The organism is Ruegeria sp. 6PALISEP08, assembly GCF_001238295.1.
In the GTDB taxonomy this organism is placed as follows: Bacteria; Pseudomonadota; Alphaproteobacteria; order Rhodobacterales; family Rhodobacteraceae; genus Ruegeria.
This window is the reverse complement of record NZ_LGXZ01000007.1, coordinates 238,206-256,941: the sequence shown is the minus strand read 5'-3', so window position 1 is coordinate 256,941 and position 18,736 is coordinate 238,206. Positions and strand designations below refer to the sequence as shown.

Below are 18,736 nucleotides of genomic sequence, written 5' to 3'. Positions count from 1 at the left end.
TCAGGCGAAATTGATATCGACCGAGCCAAACGGCCCAAAATCCGCGTGAACTTTGGTGCCCGAGGGGCATTCGACGGGGCGGATGAAACTGCCGGACAAAATGAGTTGCCCAGGTTCGATGCTTTGCCCGTATTGCGCCATGCGACGCGCCAACCAGACCACGCTTTCAACAGGATCGTTCAACACACCGGCACCCAGTCCGGTTTCTTCAATCTCGCCATTGCGGAAGGTAAGCGCCCCGACCCAACGCAGATCATATGCATCGATTGCGTGACGCTCTGCACCCAACACGATGCCCGCATTGGCGGCATTATCACTGATCGTGTCAAAGACCGTACGGGTCTTGCCGGTCTCGGAATCTGCTCTTTGAATTCGGGTATCCAGAATTTCTATTGCCGGTGTGACGTAACCCGTGGCGGCGATAATCTCTTCGCGAGATACGTCTTCGCCGCCAATGGCGGACTTCATGACAAAGGCGATCTCGGCTTCGACCCGGGGCTGAATGAAACGGCCTGCCGGAACGGTTGCACCATTGTCGAAGACCATATCGTCGAACAGAATACCGCTGTCTGGAATGTCGATATTCAACGCATATTGCATTGCCTTCGAGGTCAGCCCGATCTTCCACCCGATCACCCTGCGGCCTTCGGCCAGTTTCTGGTGATAGATGGCGTTCTGAACCTCATAGGCATCATCCATGCCCATCTCGGGATGGCGCAGACTAAGCAGGCCGATCTGTTCGCCCCTGCGTTCAGCCTGCAACAGATCGGCTGCTGCGCGGGTGTGGTCCTCGGGCGTCATACCCGTTCGTCCTCAATGGTATTGCGCAGGGTGCCGATACCTTCGGCGGACACCTCGACCACATCTCCGGGTACCAGATATCTCGGTGGGTCGAACCGTGCCCCTGCCCCGGTCGGTGTACCAGTGACAATGATGTCACCGGGCTGAAGCGTCATGAAGGTTGAGATGTATTCGATCTCGCGACGGATTGGGAACATCATGCGGCTCAGCGTGTCGTCCTGACGAAGCTCACCGTTCACGCGGGTCTGGATGCGAGCATCATCCAGTTGGGCTGCATCCGTGAAAGGCACCAGCCAAGGGCCTATGGCCCCCGAGTTTTCCCAGTTCTTGCCTTGAGTGACGTTGAACTTGGCGTGCCGCACCCAGTCGCGAATGGTGCCTTCATTGCACAGGGTCAGCGCGGCGATGTGGTCGTAAGCTTCTTCCTGAGAAATGCGGCGGCCAGTCTTGCCAATCACGATGGCCACTTCGCCTTCATAGTCCAGAGTGTGGTTTTCCGGCGGCCGGATCAGCGGGCAGTCGTGGCCAGTAAAGCCGCTGGCAAAGCGCGGGAACAGCGACATGTACTTTGGCTGCGCGCTGCCATCTTTGTACTCCGCGTTCCGGTCGGGAAAGTTCACCCCGACACAAAGAATACGACGGGCATCGGGCATCACCATCTCATAGGCGAACTCGGTATGGGTGACGGGTTTGCCTTCGGCAGCTTTTGCAAGTTGATCGAAGGCCCCGGCGGCAATCACCTCGTAAAGGCTGTTGTGATCCGGGAATGCTTGGTTCAATGCAATGGCACCTTCATCGGTGATTGCTCCGAAAAAACGCTCTTCGCCCGCGAAGAAAGTTGCAAACTTCATTCAATTGTCTCCCAAACTTCCCGGATCATGTCCGCTGCCATCAGCACGTCATCCCGGGTGGTATCGAACTGCCCGACCTGAAAGCGGATGATCTTGCGGCCATCGAACATGCCTTGGGTCAGATAGATCCGCCCGTCATCGTTCAACGCGTCGACCAGCCGCTGCTGCTGTGCATCATCACCTGGACAGCGAAAGGAAAACAAGCTCAGGATCGGACCGGTGGCGATCTCGAACCCTTCCATCTCTCCGATCTGATCGGCGAGTTCCTGGGCCCAGGTCACGTGGTTGCGGATGCGCTCGCGCAGTCCTTCCAATCCGTATGAGCGCAACAGAAACCAGATCTTCAACGCCCTGAACCTACGCCCCAGAGGGATGGTCCACTCCGAGTAATTCGTCACCTCTGCTCCGGTTGTCTTGAGGTATTCCGGTTCGATCTTCAGCGTATTGAGTTGCGGCGCGGCGTCCCGCAGGAACTGGATGGCGCAATCGAACTGTGCACCCATCCATTTATGCGGGTTGAAAACGATGCTGTCATAGCGGTCGGCCCCCTGCCATAGGAGCTCGCGGAATTCGGGGCAGATCATTGCAGACCCAGCCCAGGCCGCGTCGAGATGGGTATACAAGTCGTGTTTTTGCGCGATGTCTGCCACAAGGGTCAGATCATCGCAGGCACCAACGCCGGTTCCACCTGTGATCGCAATAATACCGGCCGGAACATGACCGGCTGCGATATCGCTTTGAATGGCGGCCTCAAGTGCAAAGGCATCAATTGCAAAGTTGGAACCCGATGTCGGCAGCTTGACCAGATTGTCCTGCCCAATCCCGGCAACCCAGCAGGCCCTGTCGATGGACGAGTGTACCTGATCCGAGCAATAGATCCGCAGCGCACCCTTGGTGTTCAGACCTTCGCGGTTGCCGGTAAAGCCCGTGGCTCGTTCCCGCATAGTCAGAACCGCCGACAAAGTCGCCGAAGAGGCGCTGTCCTGAATAACTCCTGTCATGCCTTCAGGCAGTCCAAGTGACTGTCGCAACCAGTCGACCATGACACCTTCGACTTCGGTCGCGGCTGGCGAGGTTTGCCACAACATGCATTGCGCCGCGATCGTCGTCACCAACATCTCGGCCAGCATCGACGGTGGAGCGGCATTGGCGGGGAAATAGGCGAAAAAGCGTGGATGTTGCCAATGGGTGATACCCGGCATCACGATCCGTTCGAAATCGGCCATGATGGAATCCATAGGCTCACCCGCCTCGGGCGGGGTTGCCACAAGCTGGGCCGCGATTTCCCCTGGTGCGGTCTGCGCGCGCACGGGACGTTCAGCAAGTGTCTTATGGTAATCGGCTGCCCATTTTGAAATGTGCTGACCCCAATGCGAAAACGTGTCCCAATCCATGCATTAGCCTTTTGTTGTCGCAGAAAAATCAACCCGCCCGGCCCCCCGAAAGATACAGGGCCACAACGAACGGATTTGTTTCTATCACATGAAACAGTCCCTGGTGTCCGGCGTCAGACCGAAAAACTGACATTGGCCTGACCTGTGCCAGAGCTGCCGAAATACGGGGTATAGATGTCGATATTGCCCTTGTAGCTGCCCCAACCCAGCGCGCCGAACAACAAGGCGGTGTCGTTCATGGCACACTCTCCGGCGCATTTCTTGGCGTAGTCGGGCAGCATTTCAAGGAATTCTTCGAAACGGCCCTGTTCCCACAATTCCATCACGCGCATGTCCATCTGGCGGTTGAATTCACCGTTCACTGCGTTCAGCCCTTCGACCGAGCGTTCATTCGGCGTGAAATCATGGCTGAGCGACCCCGACGCCAGTACAGACACGTTGCGGTCAGATCGCCGGATGCCCTCGGCAATGGCCTCACCCCAAACCCGGTTTTCCGCAATCGATGAGAATTGATTGACCGCCACGGGCAAAACCCGCGCGTTGACCCCTTCGTTGATGAAATGCATAGGCAACAGGGTGCCGTATTCCATACCCATGTCGGGGTGCGAATGGCCCAGCGCCCGCTCTCCACGCTCGCGCAGAACGTCAAGGATCGTTTCCCCAAGTTCATGATCGCCGCGATAGTCGAACTCCATATCCGCCAGCATGTGCGGCAATTCGTGGCTGATGAAACGACCCTTGTGGTGTTCTTTCGTGTTCAGGTGAAACCCCTGATTGGTGATCCAATGGGTATCGAACACAATGAACGTCTCGACCTCGCGGTCTATCGCGTCCTGACGCAGGCGGGCATACCCATCGATGGCAGATTGCCGGATACCTTTGTATTTCGGCATCGTGTGGGACATCCAGATACTGGGCACATGCGTGATTTTTGCGGCCTGTACGATCTTTCCCATGGCGGTTCCTCCTGATGCGTTCTGGCGGCCCCGGCCAGGGATCGCCTGAGGGGTTTATTTTCCCAATTGCATAATCTTGTGCTGACCGGTGGCGAAACCGATGTGCTTTTGCTCCATATAGAATTCAAAGCTCCAATCACCGCCGTCCCGCCCGATGCCGGACGCTTTGACCCCACCAAAGGGCGTGGGCAGGTGACGCACGTTTTCTGAATTCACCCAAATCATCCCAGCCTCAAGCTTGTCAGTAAAGCGCAAGGCGCGGATCAGATCGTTGGTCCAGACATAGCCTGTCAGGCCATAAGGCGTGTCGTTGGCAATCTGAAGCGCCTCGTCCTCGGTTGCGAACGGAATAGAGGTCAGAACAGGACCAAAGATCTCTTCACGTGCGATACGCATCTTGTTGGTGGCATTGGTGAAGAGTGTCGGGCGGACAAAGTACCCCGCGTCGCCTACCTTTACGCCACCAGCGGCAACAGTCGCACCATCCTCTTTGGCGATGTCGAAGTAACTGGTGACTTTGTTGTAGTGCTCTTCAGTTACAAGCGGGCCAATCTCGGTTGCCGGGTCCAACGGGTGGCCCACCTTGATGTTGTTCACACGCTCGACCAGTTTAGCCTCAAACTCTTCCTTAATCGTATCCTGCACCAACAACCGCGAAGACGAAGTGCAGCGTTCGCCGTTGATCGAATAGATCATGAAGATCACCGCATCCAATGCACGGTCAAGATCTGCGTCATCGAATACGATCACAGGGTTCTTTCCACCCAGCTCCAGATGATTACGTTTATGCGTATCTGCGCCTTGCTTGACGATAAGGCTTCCGGTGCGGCTTTCGCCCACAAATGCTATAGCCTCGATCAGTTCATGTTCGCACAACGCCTTGCCTGCGTCGGGACCAAATCCGTTGACCGTATTCAACACACCTTTGGGCAATCCAGCTTCTTCGGCGATTTCCACCAACAGGCGGGCAGTCAGGGGAGAGTCTTCTGCGGGCTTATGAACCACTGTGCAGCCTGCAGCCAGCGCAGGCGCGATCTTCCATGTCGACAGCATGAATGGTGTATTCCATGGGGTGATTACACCAACCGGGCCGATGGGAACGCGGGTAGTGACGTTCATCAGGGTCGGGGACTTCAGATGTTGTCCGTCGCGCGCCTGAACCACCTGGTCTGCAAAATACCGAAAGTTCTCTGCCCCACGCAACGCGGCCTTGGACATGAAGCGCAACGTCTGGCCTGTATCCCAGCATTCACATAGCGCGATTTCCTCGGCTCGGGCTTCGATGGCATCTGCAACGCGCAACAAGATTCGGCGGCGGTCAATGGCAGGCATGTCGCGCCATTCAGCGAAGGCCGCATGAGCGGCCTTGGCCGCCGCGTCGATGTCATCGGCCGTGCCATGGGCAACATCGCAGATCACGGATTTATCGACAGGCGAGGTAGATTGGAATACCCCTGCAGATCCGTCTCGGTCTTCGCCAGAAATGCGATTGCGGATGCCGGTTTCTCTGAACCGAGCCAGAAAGCCCGACAGCTTCTCGATGTTTGTATCCAGCGCACTCATGCTTCAGGTCTCCTGCGTGGTCGCGGCCAGGTGGTCGCGGATCGTGCCGGTCTTGGGCGAAAGCTTGGGGTCGATATCGCGCATCTCTAACGACAGAGCGATGGAATGCTGCGAAAGGGCGGGCGCCAGATAGGCTTTGACCGCGTCAAATACGCGCTGCGTCGCGTCCTGTTTGGCATCCTCGGACCGACCTGCGCGCAGACGGATCGAAATATCGACAAAACCATGTGCCAGACCCCCATCCGCAATGGCATAGTGGTCCACACGCGTCGCGCGCACGCGAATCCCCGGCATTGGAAAAGCGTCGATCCCGGCAGCTGTTGCCCTTATGCATTCGCACAGGCCACCCATGTCGATCTTGCCTTCCAGATTGCCGGAATATTCGACGTGGAAATGTGGCATGGTTCCTCCCTTATTACTTAACATGTTTAGTTTCTAGCATCCCACCTGTCAAGAGATTGCTTTGTTAATCTTTGCAATTTCCGAAACACCACTCTAGAAGGCCGCATGACCACTCAAAGCCATATCAAAAGCACTGCCAGATCCCTTCCGATTGCGCTGTTGCGAGCCCGTGAAACCGTGATGGCCCCGATACGGGACATGTTGCAAGGCATCCAGATAACCGAACAGAAATGGCGCATCCTGCGCGTTCTGGATGAGCTGGGCGAAGTGGAACAAAGCACCATTGCGCACGAGGCTTGCCTGCTGCTTCCAAGCGTGACCCGCATCTTGCGCACGATGGAGGCTGATGGACAGATCACCCGCCGTCAGGACAGTGACGACAAGCGCCGCACCATGGTTACGATTACCGATGCGGGTCGGTCTATCCTAAAGGAAAACCTGGCCACGTCACTTGCGATCTCCAGCGATATCGAGGCTCAGATGGGCCGTGAAAAGCTGGACCAATTGCTGGACCTGCTGGAGGAATTACAGGCCGTCAAAGTTTGACCCCGCCTTCAGCAGACGGGGCCGGTGAAAGCTCAAAGAGTCGACAGGCCGGCATCCAACGCTGACAGGATCTTGGCCACATCGTCCGAAGTGATAATCAGCGGAGGTGACAGAATAATGTTGTTGCCGGATACGCGCACCATCACGCCATCTTCGTAAGCCGCCTTCTGAACCTGCAACGGCAAGTGTTTGGCGATGGGAGCCTTGGTCGACCGGTCGGAAACCAGCTCGAGCGCACACATCAAGCCCTCTCCGCCCCGCACGTCGCCGATCACCTCGTGTTTTTCGGCCAGCTTCTTCAATCCGGCAAACAATTCATCCCCACGCGCCGCCGCATTTTCCCAGATCCGCAGTCGGTTGATCTCGGACAGGGCAGCCAGCGCCGCCGCAGCCCCGACCGGATGGCCGGAATAGGTGTATCCTTGATCGACGGATGCGAGCCCGGTGGTGTCCTTTTCGAATACCTCGGCGACAGCGCCTGAAATCATTGCAGCGCCAAAGGGAAAGTACCCGTTGGTGATCGCCTTCGCTGTTGTCATGATATCCGGCTGAACACCCCAATGCCGAGCACCACTTTCGCTGCCAGTGCGGCCAAATGCCGTGATGATTTCGTCCGAGATCAACAGGATACCGTGTTTGGAACAAACCTCGCGCACCATGGGCATAAAGCTTTTGTGCGGTGGGATCACGCCCCCAGCCCCCAGAACCGGTTCCATAATAAATGCCGCAACCGTGTTCGCCCCTTGAAACGCAATCTCGGCCTCCAGCGCCTTGACGCATAGCTGCGCCAGACGTTCGGGGTCGGTTTCGTCAAACGGATTGCGATAGGTCCAGGGGGCGGGCACATGGAAACAGCCCGGCATCATCGGCTCATAGACCGCGCGAAACTTTTGATTGCCGTTGACTGATGCCGCCGCGAAATGGGTGCCATGATAGCCTTGCTTGAGGCTGATAAACTTGGTGCGTCCCGCGTCGCCCCGAACCTTGTGATATTGCCGCGCGAGCTTCAGCGCGATCTCAACAGAATCCGATCCACCGGACGTAAAGAACGCGCGAGTCAAACCGTCTGGCGCAAAAAACTGCGCCAGTTCATATGACAACTCGATGGCCTTGTCGTTGCTGGTTCCGCGAAATGTGGAGTAATAAGGCAATGCGTTCAGCTGATCCGCTATGGCCTGCTTTACCGGTTCGCAGGAATAGCCCAGATTGACGTTCCACAACCCCCCCACGGCATCCAGCGCCTTGTGACCGTCGACATCAATGATGCTGACACCTTCACCGCCATTCAGAATGGTCGGGGGGTTCTTTTGACTGTCGGCAGGATGCGCCATCGGGTGCCAGAAATAACGGGCGTTGTTTTCCTTCAGAAAGTTCGAATCTTTCATGGTGCGGGCCTCCGGAAGTGTTGCTCACCCTCGGTCACGGGTGGAATTCGGTTGGAAAGGTGTCGGGCAACTGACCGCCAAAATCTGCGGTCAGGTCAGTCGAAAGAGCGTGCAAAGCGGACAGAATTGATGGCAGGCGGTCGTCAGTGGCCCGGCCTTCAGGCACAGCAATTGCGATGGTCCCCAGAGCGACTTGATTGATGCCAAAAATCGGCGCTGCGTATCCAAAGACGCCCTCTTCGTAGCTGCCGCTGCTGTTGGCCCAACCCGAGACACTGATCTGCGCTACTCGTTCTTTGATAATATCAGGATCCGTGAGCGTGGCGTCCGTGAACCGCACCTGCTCGTCCTGATCCAAACGATCCATCAAACTGGTCGGGCCAAAGCTGAGCATACAAAGACCAGAAGCCGTGGCATTGATCGGCAATATTTCACTGGGATCAAGGCTGACGCGCACGCTGTGCCGCGTTGTTTCAACCACCAATGCGGTTTGCAACACAGTCTTTTCCAACAGAGACAGATGCAGGCTTTCACCAACGCTCTGCATCGCAACCTGCATTTTCTGGCGCGCACTTTCGATGCCGGGCCGGGCGATTTCGCGCAGCGCGGCCAGACGCAAGGCTGCCGGTCCAATGGCATAAGACTTGGTCATGGGATTCTGCTCGATCAGGCCGTATTCCTCAAGCGCACGCAGGTGGCGCAGCGCAGTTGCCTTGTTCAATCCGGACAGTCGCGCAATGTGACTCAGGCCGATTTCTGGTCGCGCGTTTGAAAAGTAATCCAGCATTTTTAGGGCATTAAGGGCAGTACCCATGTGTTTCACGTCCTCTCGCTCAGGGAATACTTGACAGAACTAACTTAACAAAGCAACATTATTATTGTTAACGCGGATCAAATAATGAACCACGTATGGGAGGAGTCAATGAAGAAATTTCTTACAGCCGCGGCTTTTGTGGCATCAGCAACCGCTGCACTGGCCGAGTACCCTGAAAAGCCGGTCAGCTTTGTAGTGCCATGGCCGCCGGGCGATCTGGAGGACGTGCTGACGCGGATGATCGCCGATGAATTTCAGGCCATGTATGGCGTGCCAGCCGCAGTCGTGAACAAACCCGGCGGCGGTGGTGGTCCGTTCCCCGGTGCCGTCGAGGTGGCAACCGCCCCTGCGGACGGCTACACCATCGGTTCCTTTGTCATCGGCGTGCCGGTTATTGGCCCCGAAATCGGAATCCCCGAGCTCAACCCCAACCCGTTTGATCCGATCGGGATCTTCCTGACCTACCCGTTCGTTATCGCATCCAGCAAGGATGCGCCTTTCTCAAGCTGGGAGGAACTGGCGGAACACGGCAAGGAAAACGACGTCGCACTTGGCCATTTCGGTTCCGTTCTGCCGCCCACCCAAGTGACCTTTGCAGCTGCCGTCAGCAGCGGGTTCGACTTTGCCAGCGAAGCGGCGTTTGATGCGCTGGACTGCAACACACTGGCATCGGGCGATGTTGACGTAATCAACACAACGCTTCAACTCATCCTGCCCTGTCTGGATCAGGTGAACGTTCTTGCTAGCATCGGCGGTGAGCGGATTTCGTTGGTGCCCGATACGCCGACAATCGTGGAACTGAACCCGGATCTGCCTTTGGCCCTATGGAACGGCTTGTTTGTCCATAAGGACACACCAGCGGACGCCCGCGAAAAGATCTCGGCTGCTGCTCAAAAGGCGCTGAGCTCTGACAAGGCCAAACAACTGGCTGAAGAAACCGGGGCTCTGATTTACTGGCAGGATCCCGTTGCCTCCAATGCTCAGATCGAGCAAGACAAAGCCTCGTTCGCCAAGATCGAAGAGATCCTGGGCGAGTAAACCGGAACGGGCCCGGCAAGTTTAACACCGCCGGGCCTCTTTCCATCCAACAGGAGGCCACGATGATTGCAAAGACTTTGCAAGACATGTTCCGGCGCTATCGACGCCCTGGTGACATCGTATTTGCCACGATGTTCTTCGTGTTCTCACTGTTCCTTCTCAGCCAGCTTGGCACCGAGACTCAGGTCGTCAAACGGACAAAGTGGTTTGCCCAACCCGCTTTGTGGCCAACCATTGCGATCTGGGGCATGGTTGTGTTCAGCGGTCTGCATTTGTTGAGCTCATTCCTGTCGCCACGAATTCCCGGACGTTTGCGAGAGATCACGTTTTGGCTGAAGTCTCTCGAATACGTTGTTTATTTCTTGATCTATGTCGTGGCGGTTCCATGGCTTGGGTACCTGCCCTCGACCATGCTGTTTGCAGCCCTTCTGACGGTTCGCTTGGGGTTTCGTTTACCGGGTGCCTTTTGCATTGCACTTGTCTTTGGCGCTGTGGTCGCAATCCTCTTTAGGGCGCTACTGCAAGTGAACATCCCGGCGGGTCGCATTTATGAATACCTACCCGACGGGCTGCGCGCCTTTGCGCTGACCTATCTGTGAGGCCGCTATGGACAACCTGATTTCCGGCTTTGCAATTCTGGCCCAATGGCAGGTCATAGTAGCGCTGATCATCGGTTCCGTCGGTGGCGTCATCATTGGCGCATTGCCCGGCGTGGGCGCCGCCGTCGCCATCGCTATCCTGCTACCTGCCACGTTTGCCTTCGAACCCATCGTTGGACTGACCCTTCTGCTGGGCATCTACGGGTCGTCCATGTATGGCGGCGCGATCCCGGCCATTCTGATCAATACTCCCGGCACGGCGGTTAACGCCCTGACCACCTATGACGGCTATCCCATGACCAAACGCGGCGAGGGGCACAGGGCTTTGTCACTGGCCTATTCAGCTTCGTTCTTTGGTGGTATTTTCTCGATCCTTTGCCTGATCGTCCTCTCGCCCGTTCTGGCATGGGTTGCCCCGCATTTCGGCAGTCGCGAGATTTTTCTGGCCGCCTTGATGGGTGTCTTACTGGTGATCCTCGCCCATCGCGGACAGACCTTTTCAGCCGCAATGCTGGCGTTTTTTGGAATTTTCCTGAACACGGTGGGGCTGGAGCCTGTAAAATACACACGGCGTTTCACCTTTGATCAAACCTGGCTGTCATCGGGCGTCGATCTGATCGTTGTTGTGTTGGGCCTGTTCGCCATCAGCCAGGCGCTGCTTTTGCTGGTCGACAAGGAACACGCTCCCGGCGAAGCACATGTTCGTGGCAACATATTTACCGGCCTGAAAGAGCTTCTGGGCCTGAAACGAATAGCTACGGTGTCGTCGTCACTGGGCGTTCTGATGGGTATGGTGCCGGGTACCGGCGAATTTACGTCCCAGTTCCTGTCTTACACCTACGCTCAGAAAACCTCGAAAGATCCCGATGCTTTTGGCAAAGGATCACCCGAAGGTCTGGTGGCATCCGAGGCGGCCAACAACGCCGTGCCAGGGGCTGCAATGATCCCGCTTCTGGCGCTGGGTATTCCGGGTGAGGCGCTGACGGCAATGATGCTGTCGGTTTTCTACGTCCACAATGTGATCCCCGGCCCGCAACTATTTGCGGAACAAATGGATTTTGTCATGGCTCTGTACATGGCACTGATCCTTCTCAACGTGGTCGTTCTGATCTTTCTGCTGTTTTCGACCAACCTGCTGCTGAAGCTCATTCAGATCCCAACCCGGTTTCTTGGCATCATGATCCTGACCCTCTCCTTTGTAGGCGTGTACAGCCTGCGAAACTCGATCACGGACTGCGCGATTGCGGCCGGGTTCGGCGTTGTCGGCCTGATCCTGAAACGCCTGAACCTGCCGATCGTGCCCATCATTTTGGGTATGGTTCTGGGCGGCATCATGGAGGTCAAGCTGCGCAGCGCAATGGCCCGTGTGAAATCACCGCTTGATTTCATTGACCGACCCATCGCGGCGATCCTGTTTGTGATGATCCTGGGGATCATCCTGCTGCACATTCGCTCGTTGATCCAGGAACACAAAGACCGCGTCAAACCGCAACCGGTTCTCGACGAAGACACTACTCAGCAAGGATAACGCTTCATGGATCAGTCCTCGATTGACGCGCTGCGCACACAGGAAATCGCACCGCGCGGGCATTTCATAAACGGTCGCTTCCAGGATGGCGAAAACGGTGCTCAGCATCAGGTGTATTCCCCGATCAACGGTCAGCCTCTGGCGCTGATCGCTGAGGGCAGTGCAGCGGATGTCGACGCGGCAGTGCGCGTGGCGCGGGTTTCGTTTGAAGATGGGCGTTGGTCACGAATGGCCCCTGCGGGTCGTAAGAAAGTTCTGTTGAAGCTAGCCGATCTGATCGAAGCCCGCGCGCTGGAGATTGCCGTTCTGGGCGTTCGCGACAACGGCACCGAAATCAACATGGCCTATAAAGCCGAAGCACTCTCAGCCGCGGCGACCTTCCGGTATTATGCCGAGGCAATCGACAAGCTGTACGGCCAGATCGCCCCCACGGGCGATGATGTTCTGGGTTTGATACATCACGCACCTGTGGGCGTTGTCGGAGCGATTGTGCCATGGAACTTTCCGCTGATGATCGGCAGTTGGAAAATTGCCCCGGCACTGGCGGCAGGCAACTCCGTGGTCCTGAAACCGGCGGAAAGCGCTTCGCTCAGCCTGTTGAAGATCGCCGAATTGGCGGCTGAGGCCGGCGTGCCCGACGGGGTATTCAACGTGGTGACAGGTCGCGGCTCGGTTGTGGGTGAGGCGCTGGCGCTGTCGATGGATGTCGACATCCTGGTTTTCACCGGGTCCGGTGCGACAGGGCGGCGGCTTTTGGAATATTCCGCGCGGTCCAACCTAAAGCGCTGTTATCTGGAACTGGGCGGCAAATCCCCGAACATCGTCTTTGCTGATGCCCCGGACCTGGCCGAAGCGGCCAAGGTCTCGGCAGCTGGCATCTTCCGCAACTCGGGCCAGGTCTGTGTCGCCGGATCGCGCCTGTTGGTTCAGGAAGAGATCTACGAGGACTTTTTGTCCGAGATCACCCGCCACGCCGCAGCTTTTCGCGTTGGCGATCCGTTGGACCTGAACAGCCAGATCGGCGCGGTTCACAGCCTGTCCGAGCTGGAGTCCAATCTGGACTTTGTCACAAAAGCTCAGGCAGAAGGTGCCGATCTTCGCACCGGCGGATCCCGCATCCTGACCGAAACCGGCGGGTACTACATGGCCCCGACGGTGATGGCTGGTGTTAAGGAAACCGACACCCTGTTCCAAAACGAAGTCTTCGGTCCGGTTCTGGCTGTAACACCCTTCAAGGATGAAGAAGAAGCGATCGGTCTTGCCAATGCGACAGTTTACGGGTTGGCGGGTGGGGTTTGGACCTCGAACCTGGGCCGCGCACATCGCATGGTCGCGGGCGTTCGCGCCGGGGTGGTACATGTGAACACTTATGGGGGGGCCGACCTGACTGTACCCCTTGGCGGTGTGCGCCAGTCCGGCAATGGGCACGACAAGTCTTTGCACGCGTTGGAAAAATACTTCGATCTGAAAACTGCCTGGATCAAACTCTGATCGCTGGGGTAAGGGAGGCACACATGACCAACAAAACAATCCTGTTGATCGGCACCTATGACACCAAAGAACCCGAAATGCGGTTCATCGAAAACGCAATCCGGGCGCAGGGTGCCGATGTGTTGACGATGGATGTGTCCGTTCTGGGCGATCCCACCGTACCGACCGACATCTCAAAGCATGACGTGGCCGCGGCTGGTGGCATGACAATTGACGAGGTCATCGCACAAGGGGACGAGAACAAAGCCTTCCGCATCATGTCTGCCGGGGCCGCCAAAGTGGTTGCGCAAGCCTATGCTGACGGGCGGTTTGACGGGATGCTGGCCACCGGAGGCACAATGGGCACCGATCTTGCGCTGGATTGTGCACAAGCACTGCCGATGGGCGTGCCGAAATACATCGTCTCAACCGTCAGCTTCTCACCGCTTATCCCGCCACATCGGCTGGCCCCTGATATTCAGATGATCCTTTGGGCTGGCGGGCTCTACGGTATGAATTCAATTTGTCAGTCCTCGCTCAGTCAGGCGGCCGGGGCCGTGGTTGGCGCGGCAAAGGCGGCCTTCGCACCGGACCGCAGAAAGCCGCTGGTTGGCATGACCAGCCTGGGGTCATCCTGCCTGCGCTATATGAAGACCCTCAAACCAGCACTGGAAGATCGTGGGTTTGAAGTGGCGGTGTTCCATTCGACAGGAATGGGTGGCATGGCCTATGAAAAACTGGCCAGCGAAGGCGCGTTCGCCTGTGTGATGGATTTCTGCATGCAGGAATTCGGAAACCTGATGGCGGGCTCGGTCGTGTCCAGCGGTGAAGACCGTGTTACCAATGCCGGGCGCATGGGTATCCCGCAGATGGTCGCCCCTGGCGCACTGGATCTGCTGGATTTTGCGGGATGGCAGGACATCCCCGAACACTATGCAGACCGGCCATTCCATGAGCACAATCGGCTGATCAAAAGTTCAGTCTTTAGCGGGGCTGAACGGCGTGCCTGGATTCGGGAACTCGCCAATAGGCTGGGCGCGGCCAAGGGGCCTGTACATTTCTTCTTGCCGCTACAGGGCATCGAAGCTTGGGACAAGGAAGGCGAAGAGGCGTATGACCCACAGGCCTTGGCCGAAATGATCGACGAAGCCCGCCGGGTGATGCCCGATCAGGTGCCAATGACCGAACTGGACGCCCATATCAACGATACCGCGTTCTGTGATGCCGTGCTGGCACTGTTCGATGATTGGGTTGAACGTGGCGTGGTCAAGTCGACGCCGCGAGCCTAATGTTTCAGGGGGTGGCTCCGCCCTTTAGTAAGCATGACATCGTTGGCGATTGTGTGTGTGAGTCATGCAGTGTTGATGAGTGAATTTCATTCACGAAAATCAGCTAATAATGGAATTGAGCTACAATAAAGCCCTTTCTAAGATGCGCGGGAAAACACCTTATCAGGAACGCGCTCATGCGGCGAACACGATCAAGACGGGCTTCCAACTCCGCAACGCCACAAATGACTATTCCGCCCATCGGCGGGCGGTTCATGCCGCTGAATCAAGGCGAACTGGCACATATCACTGATACGGCCTTTGATATTCTGGAACGGATTGGCGTATCAGGAGCACCCGACGAAATCCGTACGTTGGCGTTGGAGAACGGCGCAACAGAGCGGGCCGACGGGCGCATCACCTTTTCACGCGCATTGGTTGAGGACATGATCGCAGGCGCGTGCAAGCGGGTCGAGCTGCCCGGTTTCACCCGGGATCGCGGGATCGAGATTGGAGGCGGTCGCGTCCATATCGGTACGGGCGGCGCAGCAGTACAGGTGCTCGACGCCACCACAAACACATTCCGCGACAGCACATTGCAGGACTTGTACAACCTGATGCGTATTGTCGATGCTTGCGACAACATCCACTATTCCCTGCGTCCCGTAGTGGCAAGGGATCTGGAAGACCCGCTTTCGCTGGATATCAACACCGCCTTTGCCGCGATGAAGGCGACTTCGAAGCCTATCGGCACTAGCTTTTTCGAACCCGCCAACGTGACCCCTGTGATCGAGATGTTCGACGCAGCTTTGGGCGGCGAGGGCGCGTTCAAGGCACAGCCCTTTTGTTTTGCATCCGTCTGTCACGTGGTGCCACCGCTGACGCTGGCCGAGGAAGCCTGCGGGGTGATGCGTGAATGCGTGCGGTTGGGAATGCCGCTGCAAATCTGTTCCGCAGCGCAGGCTGGGGCCACAAGCCCGGCGGCGCTGGCTGGCGCTCTGGCGCAGGGGCTGGCGGAATCGCTTGCCGGTCTGGTGCTGGTCAACATGATGCAGCCGGGCTTTCCCTGTATTCTGGCCTTTCTGCCCTTCATTTCCGATCTGCGTACCGGAGCGATGACCGGCGGTTCGGGTGAAGCTGCGGTGGCCAACGCTGCCGCCGCGCAGTTGCTATTGAACCTTGGCCTGCCTTCGACCGTTTCAGCGGGAATGACCGACGCCAAGACGGCAGACGCTCAATCGGGCTACGAAAAGGGATATACCATCGCGCTGGCGGCGCAGGCTGGGGCCGATATGATCAACCTGTCTGTTGGTATGCTCGGCTCGATCATGGCAGCTAGCAAAGAGGCACTGGTCATCGACAACGACATGTGCGGTGCCATCCTGCGCTCGGTCCGTGGGGTCGAAATGTTCGAAGGCTCAATTGATCTGGACATGATCGAACAGGTCGTAACGGGAGAGGGTCATTTCCTTGGCACGGCTCAGACTTTGGACCTGATGACCAAGGAATATGTCTACCCGTCGCTCGGCGACCGTCAGAGTGTCAGTGACTGGCTTGAAAGCGGCTCTCAAACGGTATGGGACCGCGCCATAGCCCGCGTTGGCGAAATCGAAGCACAACCTGCGCCCTCGCACCTGACAACCGAAATCGAAGCCGCCCTGCGCGCCCGCCTGCCCATCCATCTGAAAGACTAAACACATGAAAAGCCATGCCAAAGTTGTGATCATCGGGGGCGGCGCGGTTGGTGTCTCGACCCTTTATCATCTGGCCAAAGCCGGTGTGACCGATACGCTTTTGATCGAAAAGAACGAACTGACCAGCGGATCGACCTGGCACGCGGCGGGCAATATCCCGACATATGCCAACAGCTGGGGCGGGATGCGCGCGGGCAACTATGCCTGGCGGCTGTATAAGGATCTGGCGACAGAGGTCGACTATCCGATCACGTATCGCCATACAGGCGCGTTCTGGCCTGCCCATACACCGGAACGGATGGATCTGTTCCGGCATCTGGTCGGCATTTCCAAAGGGCTGGGCTATGACATGGCGATGCTGACCCCGTCAGAGATGGATGACATGCACCCTTACTTTAGTTCGGGCGACAGCATCATCGGCGGCATCCTCGACCCCTACGAGGGTGACGTGGACCCGTCGCAGCTGACACAGGCATTGGCAAAGGGCGCGCGTGATCGGGGTGCACAGATTGCGCGGTTCACCAAGGTCACCGGCATCCAACGCCGCGCCTCGGGCGAGTGGCTGGTGCAAACTGACAAGGGCAACGTGGTTTGCGATGTCGTGATCAACGCTGGGGGCTATTACGGCCGTCAGGTTGGCGAGATGGTCGGGCAGAAACTGCCAGTGGTGACGCTGGAGCATCAATATCTGGTCACTGAAAGCCTGCCCGAGCTTGAGGCTAACCCGGACAATTTCCCCCTCATCCGCGACCCGGACATCATGTACTACCTGCGGCGCGAGCGGAACGGGCTGCTGCTGGGCTCTTACGGCCACGAAGGCCGCCCCGCCTGGCTGGACGGAATGCCTGATTGCTTCGCCAACCAGCTCTATCCCGACAGTGTCGATGACATTGCCGAGATCCTTGAGGCCGCGCTGGAACATGTGCCGCTGCTGGGTAAGGCCGGGGTCAGCCGGTTCGTGAACGGCCCCATCCCTTACAGCCCGGATGGCGCGCCGCTTTGCGGGCCCGCCTTCGGTTGGCCGAACTTCTACCATGCCTGCTGTTTCCCGGTGGGCATCACCCATTCGGCGGCAGCGGCGAAAACCCTGACCGAGTGGATCACCGAGGGCGAAACCGAGTGGGATATGTCCTTCTGGGACCCCCGCCGCTTTGGCGAGGAATGGGCGACGTTCGACTATACCGTCAAACGGTCCAGTGAGCTTTACGAACACCAATACGCAATCCCCTACCCGCATCGTTTGTGGAAATCAGGTCGTCCAGTGCAAACCACCCCGCTCTACGATACGCTTAAGGGTAAAGGTGCAGTGTTTGGGCAAATTGCGGGTTGGGAACGGGCCTTCTGGTTCCAGACAGATCAGATTAAGGATGACGGCCAGCTCAGTTTCCATCACGAAGTCTGGCACGATGCGGTCAAAGCTGAATGCGAAGGCGTGCGCGACCGTGTCGGCGTGATGGATCACGGCGGTTTCACCCGGTACGAGGTCGAGGGGCCAAAAGCCACCGAATTCCTCGACCATGTTTTTTGCGGCGTGATGCCGACCGTAGGCCGGGTCAAGCTGTCCTATATGCTGACGCCAAAGGGCAAGATCTGGTCCGAGGCCACGATTGCGCGGCTGGATGAGAACAAATACCTGCTCTGCGGTCCCACTCTGGCCGATCAGCGCGACCATGACTGGCTGTCGAAGCACCTGCCGGAGGAGGGCGTGACCCTGACGCGCGGCTCTGATTTTGACGCCGCCTTGATGGTCATGGGGCCGAAATCCCGTGACGTATTGCAACCGCTGACCCAGGACGATCTGTCCAAGGACAACGCGCCGTGGATGTCGGTGCGGGAAATCACCATTGCAGGCGCACCGGTGATTGCCATGCGCGTGTCTTATGTGGGTGAATTGGGCTGGGAACTGCATATGCGCAGCGCCAATCTGGTCCGGGTCTACACCGCCGTCATGGATGAAGGCGCGGATCACGGCATTGTCGAATTTGGCTCTTACGGGCTGAACGCCATGCGGCTGGAAAAGGGCTATCACGGCTGGGGCGCGGATTTTGGTATCGAATACACCGCGTTCGATGCGGGTCTGGATCGTTTCGTCAGCAAGAAGAAAGACAGTTTTGTCGGGCGCGAGGCGTTTCTGGCGCAAGCCGAACTGCCGAAGGATTACCATTTCACCGCCTTTGTGCTGGACGGTCACGGCGCGGATGCGCTGTCCTCGGACCCGATTTGCCGGGATGGTAAACCGGTCGGTTACGTCAGCTCGGGCGGTACGGGGTTCCGCATCGGCAAGAGGGTGGCGCTTGGCTATTTGACTGTGCCCGCCAAACCCGGAGATGTGTTTGATATCGAAGTGCTTGGCGTGCCTGTGAAAGCGACTGTGGCGACCGTTCCGTTCTACGATCCCGAAAACGACCGGTTGCGGGGATAAGAACC

The 18,736-nt window shown here is 57.5% G+C and carries 16 protein-coding genes; 8 read left to right on the top strand and 8 right to left on the bottom strand.

Going from position 1 to position 18,736, the window contains the following annotated elements:
- The 6 genes from hpaH to ALB80_RS12770 form a co-directional block, all read right to left on the bottom strand.
- Positions 1-801 carry a 2-oxo-hept-4-ene-1,7-dioate hydratase gene (hpaH, locus tag ALB80_RS12795; RefSeq protein ID WP_050604463.1) on the bottom strand — a complete coding sequence of 267 codons (801 nt, stop codon included), beginning with the start codon at positions 799-801 and terminating at the stop codon, positions 1-3.
- Positions 798-1,652 (bottom strand): fumarylacetoacetate hydrolase family protein, encoded by an 855-nt coding sequence (locus ALB80_RS12790; RefSeq protein ID WP_050604462.1) that lies wholly within the window; start codon positions 1,650-1,652, stop codon positions 798-800. The genes hpaH and ALB80_RS12790 overlap by 4 nt, the downstream gene beginning before the upstream one ends.
- Positions 1,649-3,046, bottom strand: a complete 1,398-nt coding sequence (locus ALB80_RS12785) for a pyridoxal-dependent decarboxylase (protein ID WP_050604461.1) — start codon at positions 3,044-3,046, stop codon at positions 1,649-1,651. The genes ALB80_RS12790 and ALB80_RS12785 overlap by 4 nt, the downstream gene beginning before the upstream one ends.
- 113 nt (positions 3,047-3,159) lie before the next feature.
- Positions 3,160-4,002, bottom strand: coding sequence for a 3,4-dihydroxyphenylacetate 2,3-dioxygenase (gene hpaD / locus ALB80_RS12780; protein WP_050604460.1), 843 nt, complete (start codon positions 4,000-4,002; stop codon positions 3,160-3,162).
- Positions 4,003-4,056: 54 nt separating this feature from the next.
- Positions 4,057-5,565 carry a 5-carboxymethyl-2-hydroxymuconate semialdehyde dehydrogenase gene (gene hpaE, locus ALB80_RS12775; RefSeq protein WP_050604459.1) on the bottom strand — a complete coding sequence of 503 codons (1,509 nt, stop codon included), beginning with the start codon at positions 5,563-5,565 and terminating at the stop codon, positions 4,057-4,059.
- A 3-nt stretch (positions 5,566-5,568) separates the two neighbouring features.
- Positions 5,569-5,967 carry a 5-carboxymethyl-2-hydroxymuconate Delta-isomerase gene (locus ALB80_RS12770; protein ID WP_050604458.1) on the bottom strand — a complete coding sequence of 133 codons (399 nt, stop codon included), beginning with the start codon at positions 5,965-5,967 and terminating at the stop codon, positions 5,569-5,571.
- Between the two features lie 105 nt (positions 5,968-6,072).
- On the opposite strand from ALB80_RS12770, the gene hpaR reads away from it, so the two are divergent.
- Complete coding sequence (hpaR, locus tag ALB80_RS12765) at positions 6,073-6,513, top strand: homoprotocatechuate degradation operon regulator HpaR (protein ID WP_050604457.1); 441 nt, start codon at positions 6,073-6,075, stop codon at positions 6,511-6,513.
- Between the two features lie 32 nt (positions 6,514-6,545).
- Here the strand turns inward: hpaR and ALB80_RS12760 are convergent, their stop codons facing one another.
- On the bottom strand, positions 6,546-7,898 hold the full coding sequence (locus tag ALB80_RS12760; protein WP_050604456.1) for an aminotransferase class III-fold pyridoxal phosphate-dependent enzyme: 1,353 nt from the start codon (positions 7,896-7,898) through the stop codon (positions 6,546-6,548).
- A 34-nt stretch (positions 7,899-7,932) separates the two neighbouring features.
- Positions 7,933-8,712 carry an IclR family transcriptional regulator gene (locus ALB80_RS12755; RefSeq protein WP_083445299.1) on the bottom strand — a complete coding sequence of 260 codons (780 nt, stop codon included), beginning with the start codon at positions 8,710-8,712 and terminating at the stop codon, positions 7,933-7,935.
- A 108-nt stretch (positions 8,713-8,820) separates the two neighbouring features.
- Here ALB80_RS12755 and ALB80_RS12750 point away from each other — a divergent pair, with 108 nt between their 5' ends.
- The 7 genes from ALB80_RS12750 to ALB80_RS12720 all read left to right on the top strand — a co-directional run bounded on the left by ALB80_RS12750 (position 8,821) and on the right by ALB80_RS12720 (position 18,731).
- Positions 8,821-9,750, top strand: coding sequence for a tripartite tricarboxylate transporter substrate binding protein (locus tag ALB80_RS12750; protein ID WP_050604454.1), 930 nt, complete (start codon positions 8,821-8,823; stop codon positions 9,748-9,750).
- Positions 9,751-9,812: 62 nt separating this feature from the next.
- Positions 9,813-10,349 carry a tripartite tricarboxylate transporter TctB family protein gene (locus ALB80_RS12745; protein ID WP_050604453.1) on the top strand — a complete coding sequence of 179 codons (537 nt, stop codon included), beginning with the start codon at positions 9,813-9,815 and terminating at the stop codon, positions 10,347-10,349.
- 7 nt (positions 10,350-10,356) lie between these two features.
- Positions 10,357-11,877, top strand: coding sequence for a tripartite tricarboxylate transporter permease (locus ALB80_RS12740; RefSeq protein ID WP_050604452.1), 1,521 nt, complete (start codon positions 10,357-10,359; stop codon positions 11,875-11,877).
- Between the two features lie 6 nt (positions 11,878-11,883).
- Positions 11,884-13,368, top strand: coding sequence for an aldehyde dehydrogenase (locus ALB80_RS12735; RefSeq protein ID WP_050604451.1), 1,485 nt, complete (start codon positions 11,884-11,886; stop codon positions 13,366-13,368).
- A 23-nt stretch (positions 13,369-13,391) separates the two neighbouring features.
- Positions 13,392-14,636, top strand: coding sequence for a Tm-1-like ATP-binding domain-containing protein (locus ALB80_RS12730; protein ID WP_050604450.1), 1,245 nt, complete (start codon positions 13,392-13,394; stop codon positions 14,634-14,636).
- 176 nt (positions 14,637-14,812) lie between these two features.
- Positions 14,813-16,309 (top strand): trimethylamine methyltransferase family protein, encoded by a 1,497-nt coding sequence (locus tag ALB80_RS12725; protein WP_083445298.1) that lies wholly within the window; start codon positions 14,813-14,815, stop codon positions 16,307-16,309.
- Between the two features lie 4 nt (positions 16,310-16,313).
- On the top strand, positions 16,314-18,731 hold the full coding sequence (locus tag ALB80_RS12720) for an FAD-dependent oxidoreductase (RefSeq protein WP_050604448.1): 2,418 nt from the start codon (positions 16,314-16,316) through the stop codon (positions 18,729-18,731).
- Positions 18,732-18,736: the final 5 nt, after the last annotated feature.

Coding starts and splice junctions, on each gene's coding strand:
- hpaH (WP_050604463.1), bottom strand. CDS start 801: ATGACGCCCGAGGACCACACCCGCGCAGCAGCCGATCTGTTGCAGGCT.
- ALB80_RS12790 (WP_050604462.1), bottom strand. CDS start 1,652: ATGAAGTTTGCAACTTTCTTCGCGGGCGAAGAGCGTTTTTTCGGAGCA.
- ALB80_RS12785 (WP_050604461.1), bottom strand. CDS start 3,046: ATGGATTGGGACACGTTTTCGCATTGGGGTCAGCACATTTCAAAATGG.
- hpaD (WP_050604460.1), bottom strand. CDS start 4,002: ATGGGAAAGATCGTACAGGCCGCAAAAATCACGCATGTGCCCAGTATC.
- hpaE (WP_050604459.1), bottom strand. CDS start 5,565: ATGAGTGCGCTGGATACAAACATCGAGAAGCTGTCGGGCTTTCTGGCT.
- ALB80_RS12770 (WP_050604458.1), bottom strand. CDS start 5,967: ATGCCACATTTCCACGTCGAATATTCCGGCAATCTGGAAGGCAAGATC.
- hpaR (WP_050604457.1), top strand. CDS start 6,073: ATGACCACTCAAAGCCATATCAAAAGCACTGCCAGATCCCTTCCGATT.
- ALB80_RS12760 (WP_050604456.1), bottom strand. CDS start 7,898: ATGAAAGATTCGAACTTTCTGAAGGAAAACAACGCCCGTTATTTCTGG.
- ALB80_RS12755 (WP_083445299.1), bottom strand. CDS start 8,712: ATGGGTACTGCCCTTAATGCCCTAAAAATGCTGGATTACTTTTCAAAC.
- ALB80_RS12750 (WP_050604454.1), top strand. CDS start 8,821: ATGAAGAAATTTCTTACAGCCGCGGCTTTTGTGGCATCAGCAACCGCT.
- ALB80_RS12745 (WP_050604453.1), top strand. CDS start 9,813: ATGATTGCAAAGACTTTGCAAGACATGTTCCGGCGCTATCGACGCCCT.
- ALB80_RS12740 (WP_050604452.1), top strand. CDS start 10,357: ATGGACAACCTGATTTCCGGCTTTGCAATTCTGGCCCAATGGCAGGTC.
- ALB80_RS12735 (WP_050604451.1), top strand. CDS start 11,884: ATGGATCAGTCCTCGATTGACGCGCTGCGCACACAGGAAATCGCACCG.
- ALB80_RS12730 (WP_050604450.1), top strand. CDS start 13,392: ATGACCAACAAAACAATCCTGTTGATCGGCACCTATGACACCAAAGAA.
- ALB80_RS12725 (WP_083445298.1), top strand. CDS start 14,813: ATGCGGCGAACACGATCAAGACGGGCTTCCAACTCCGCAACGCCACAA.
- ALB80_RS12720 (WP_050604448.1), top strand. CDS start 16,314: ATGAAAAGCCATGCCAAAGTTGTGATCATCGGGGGCGGCGCGGTTGGT.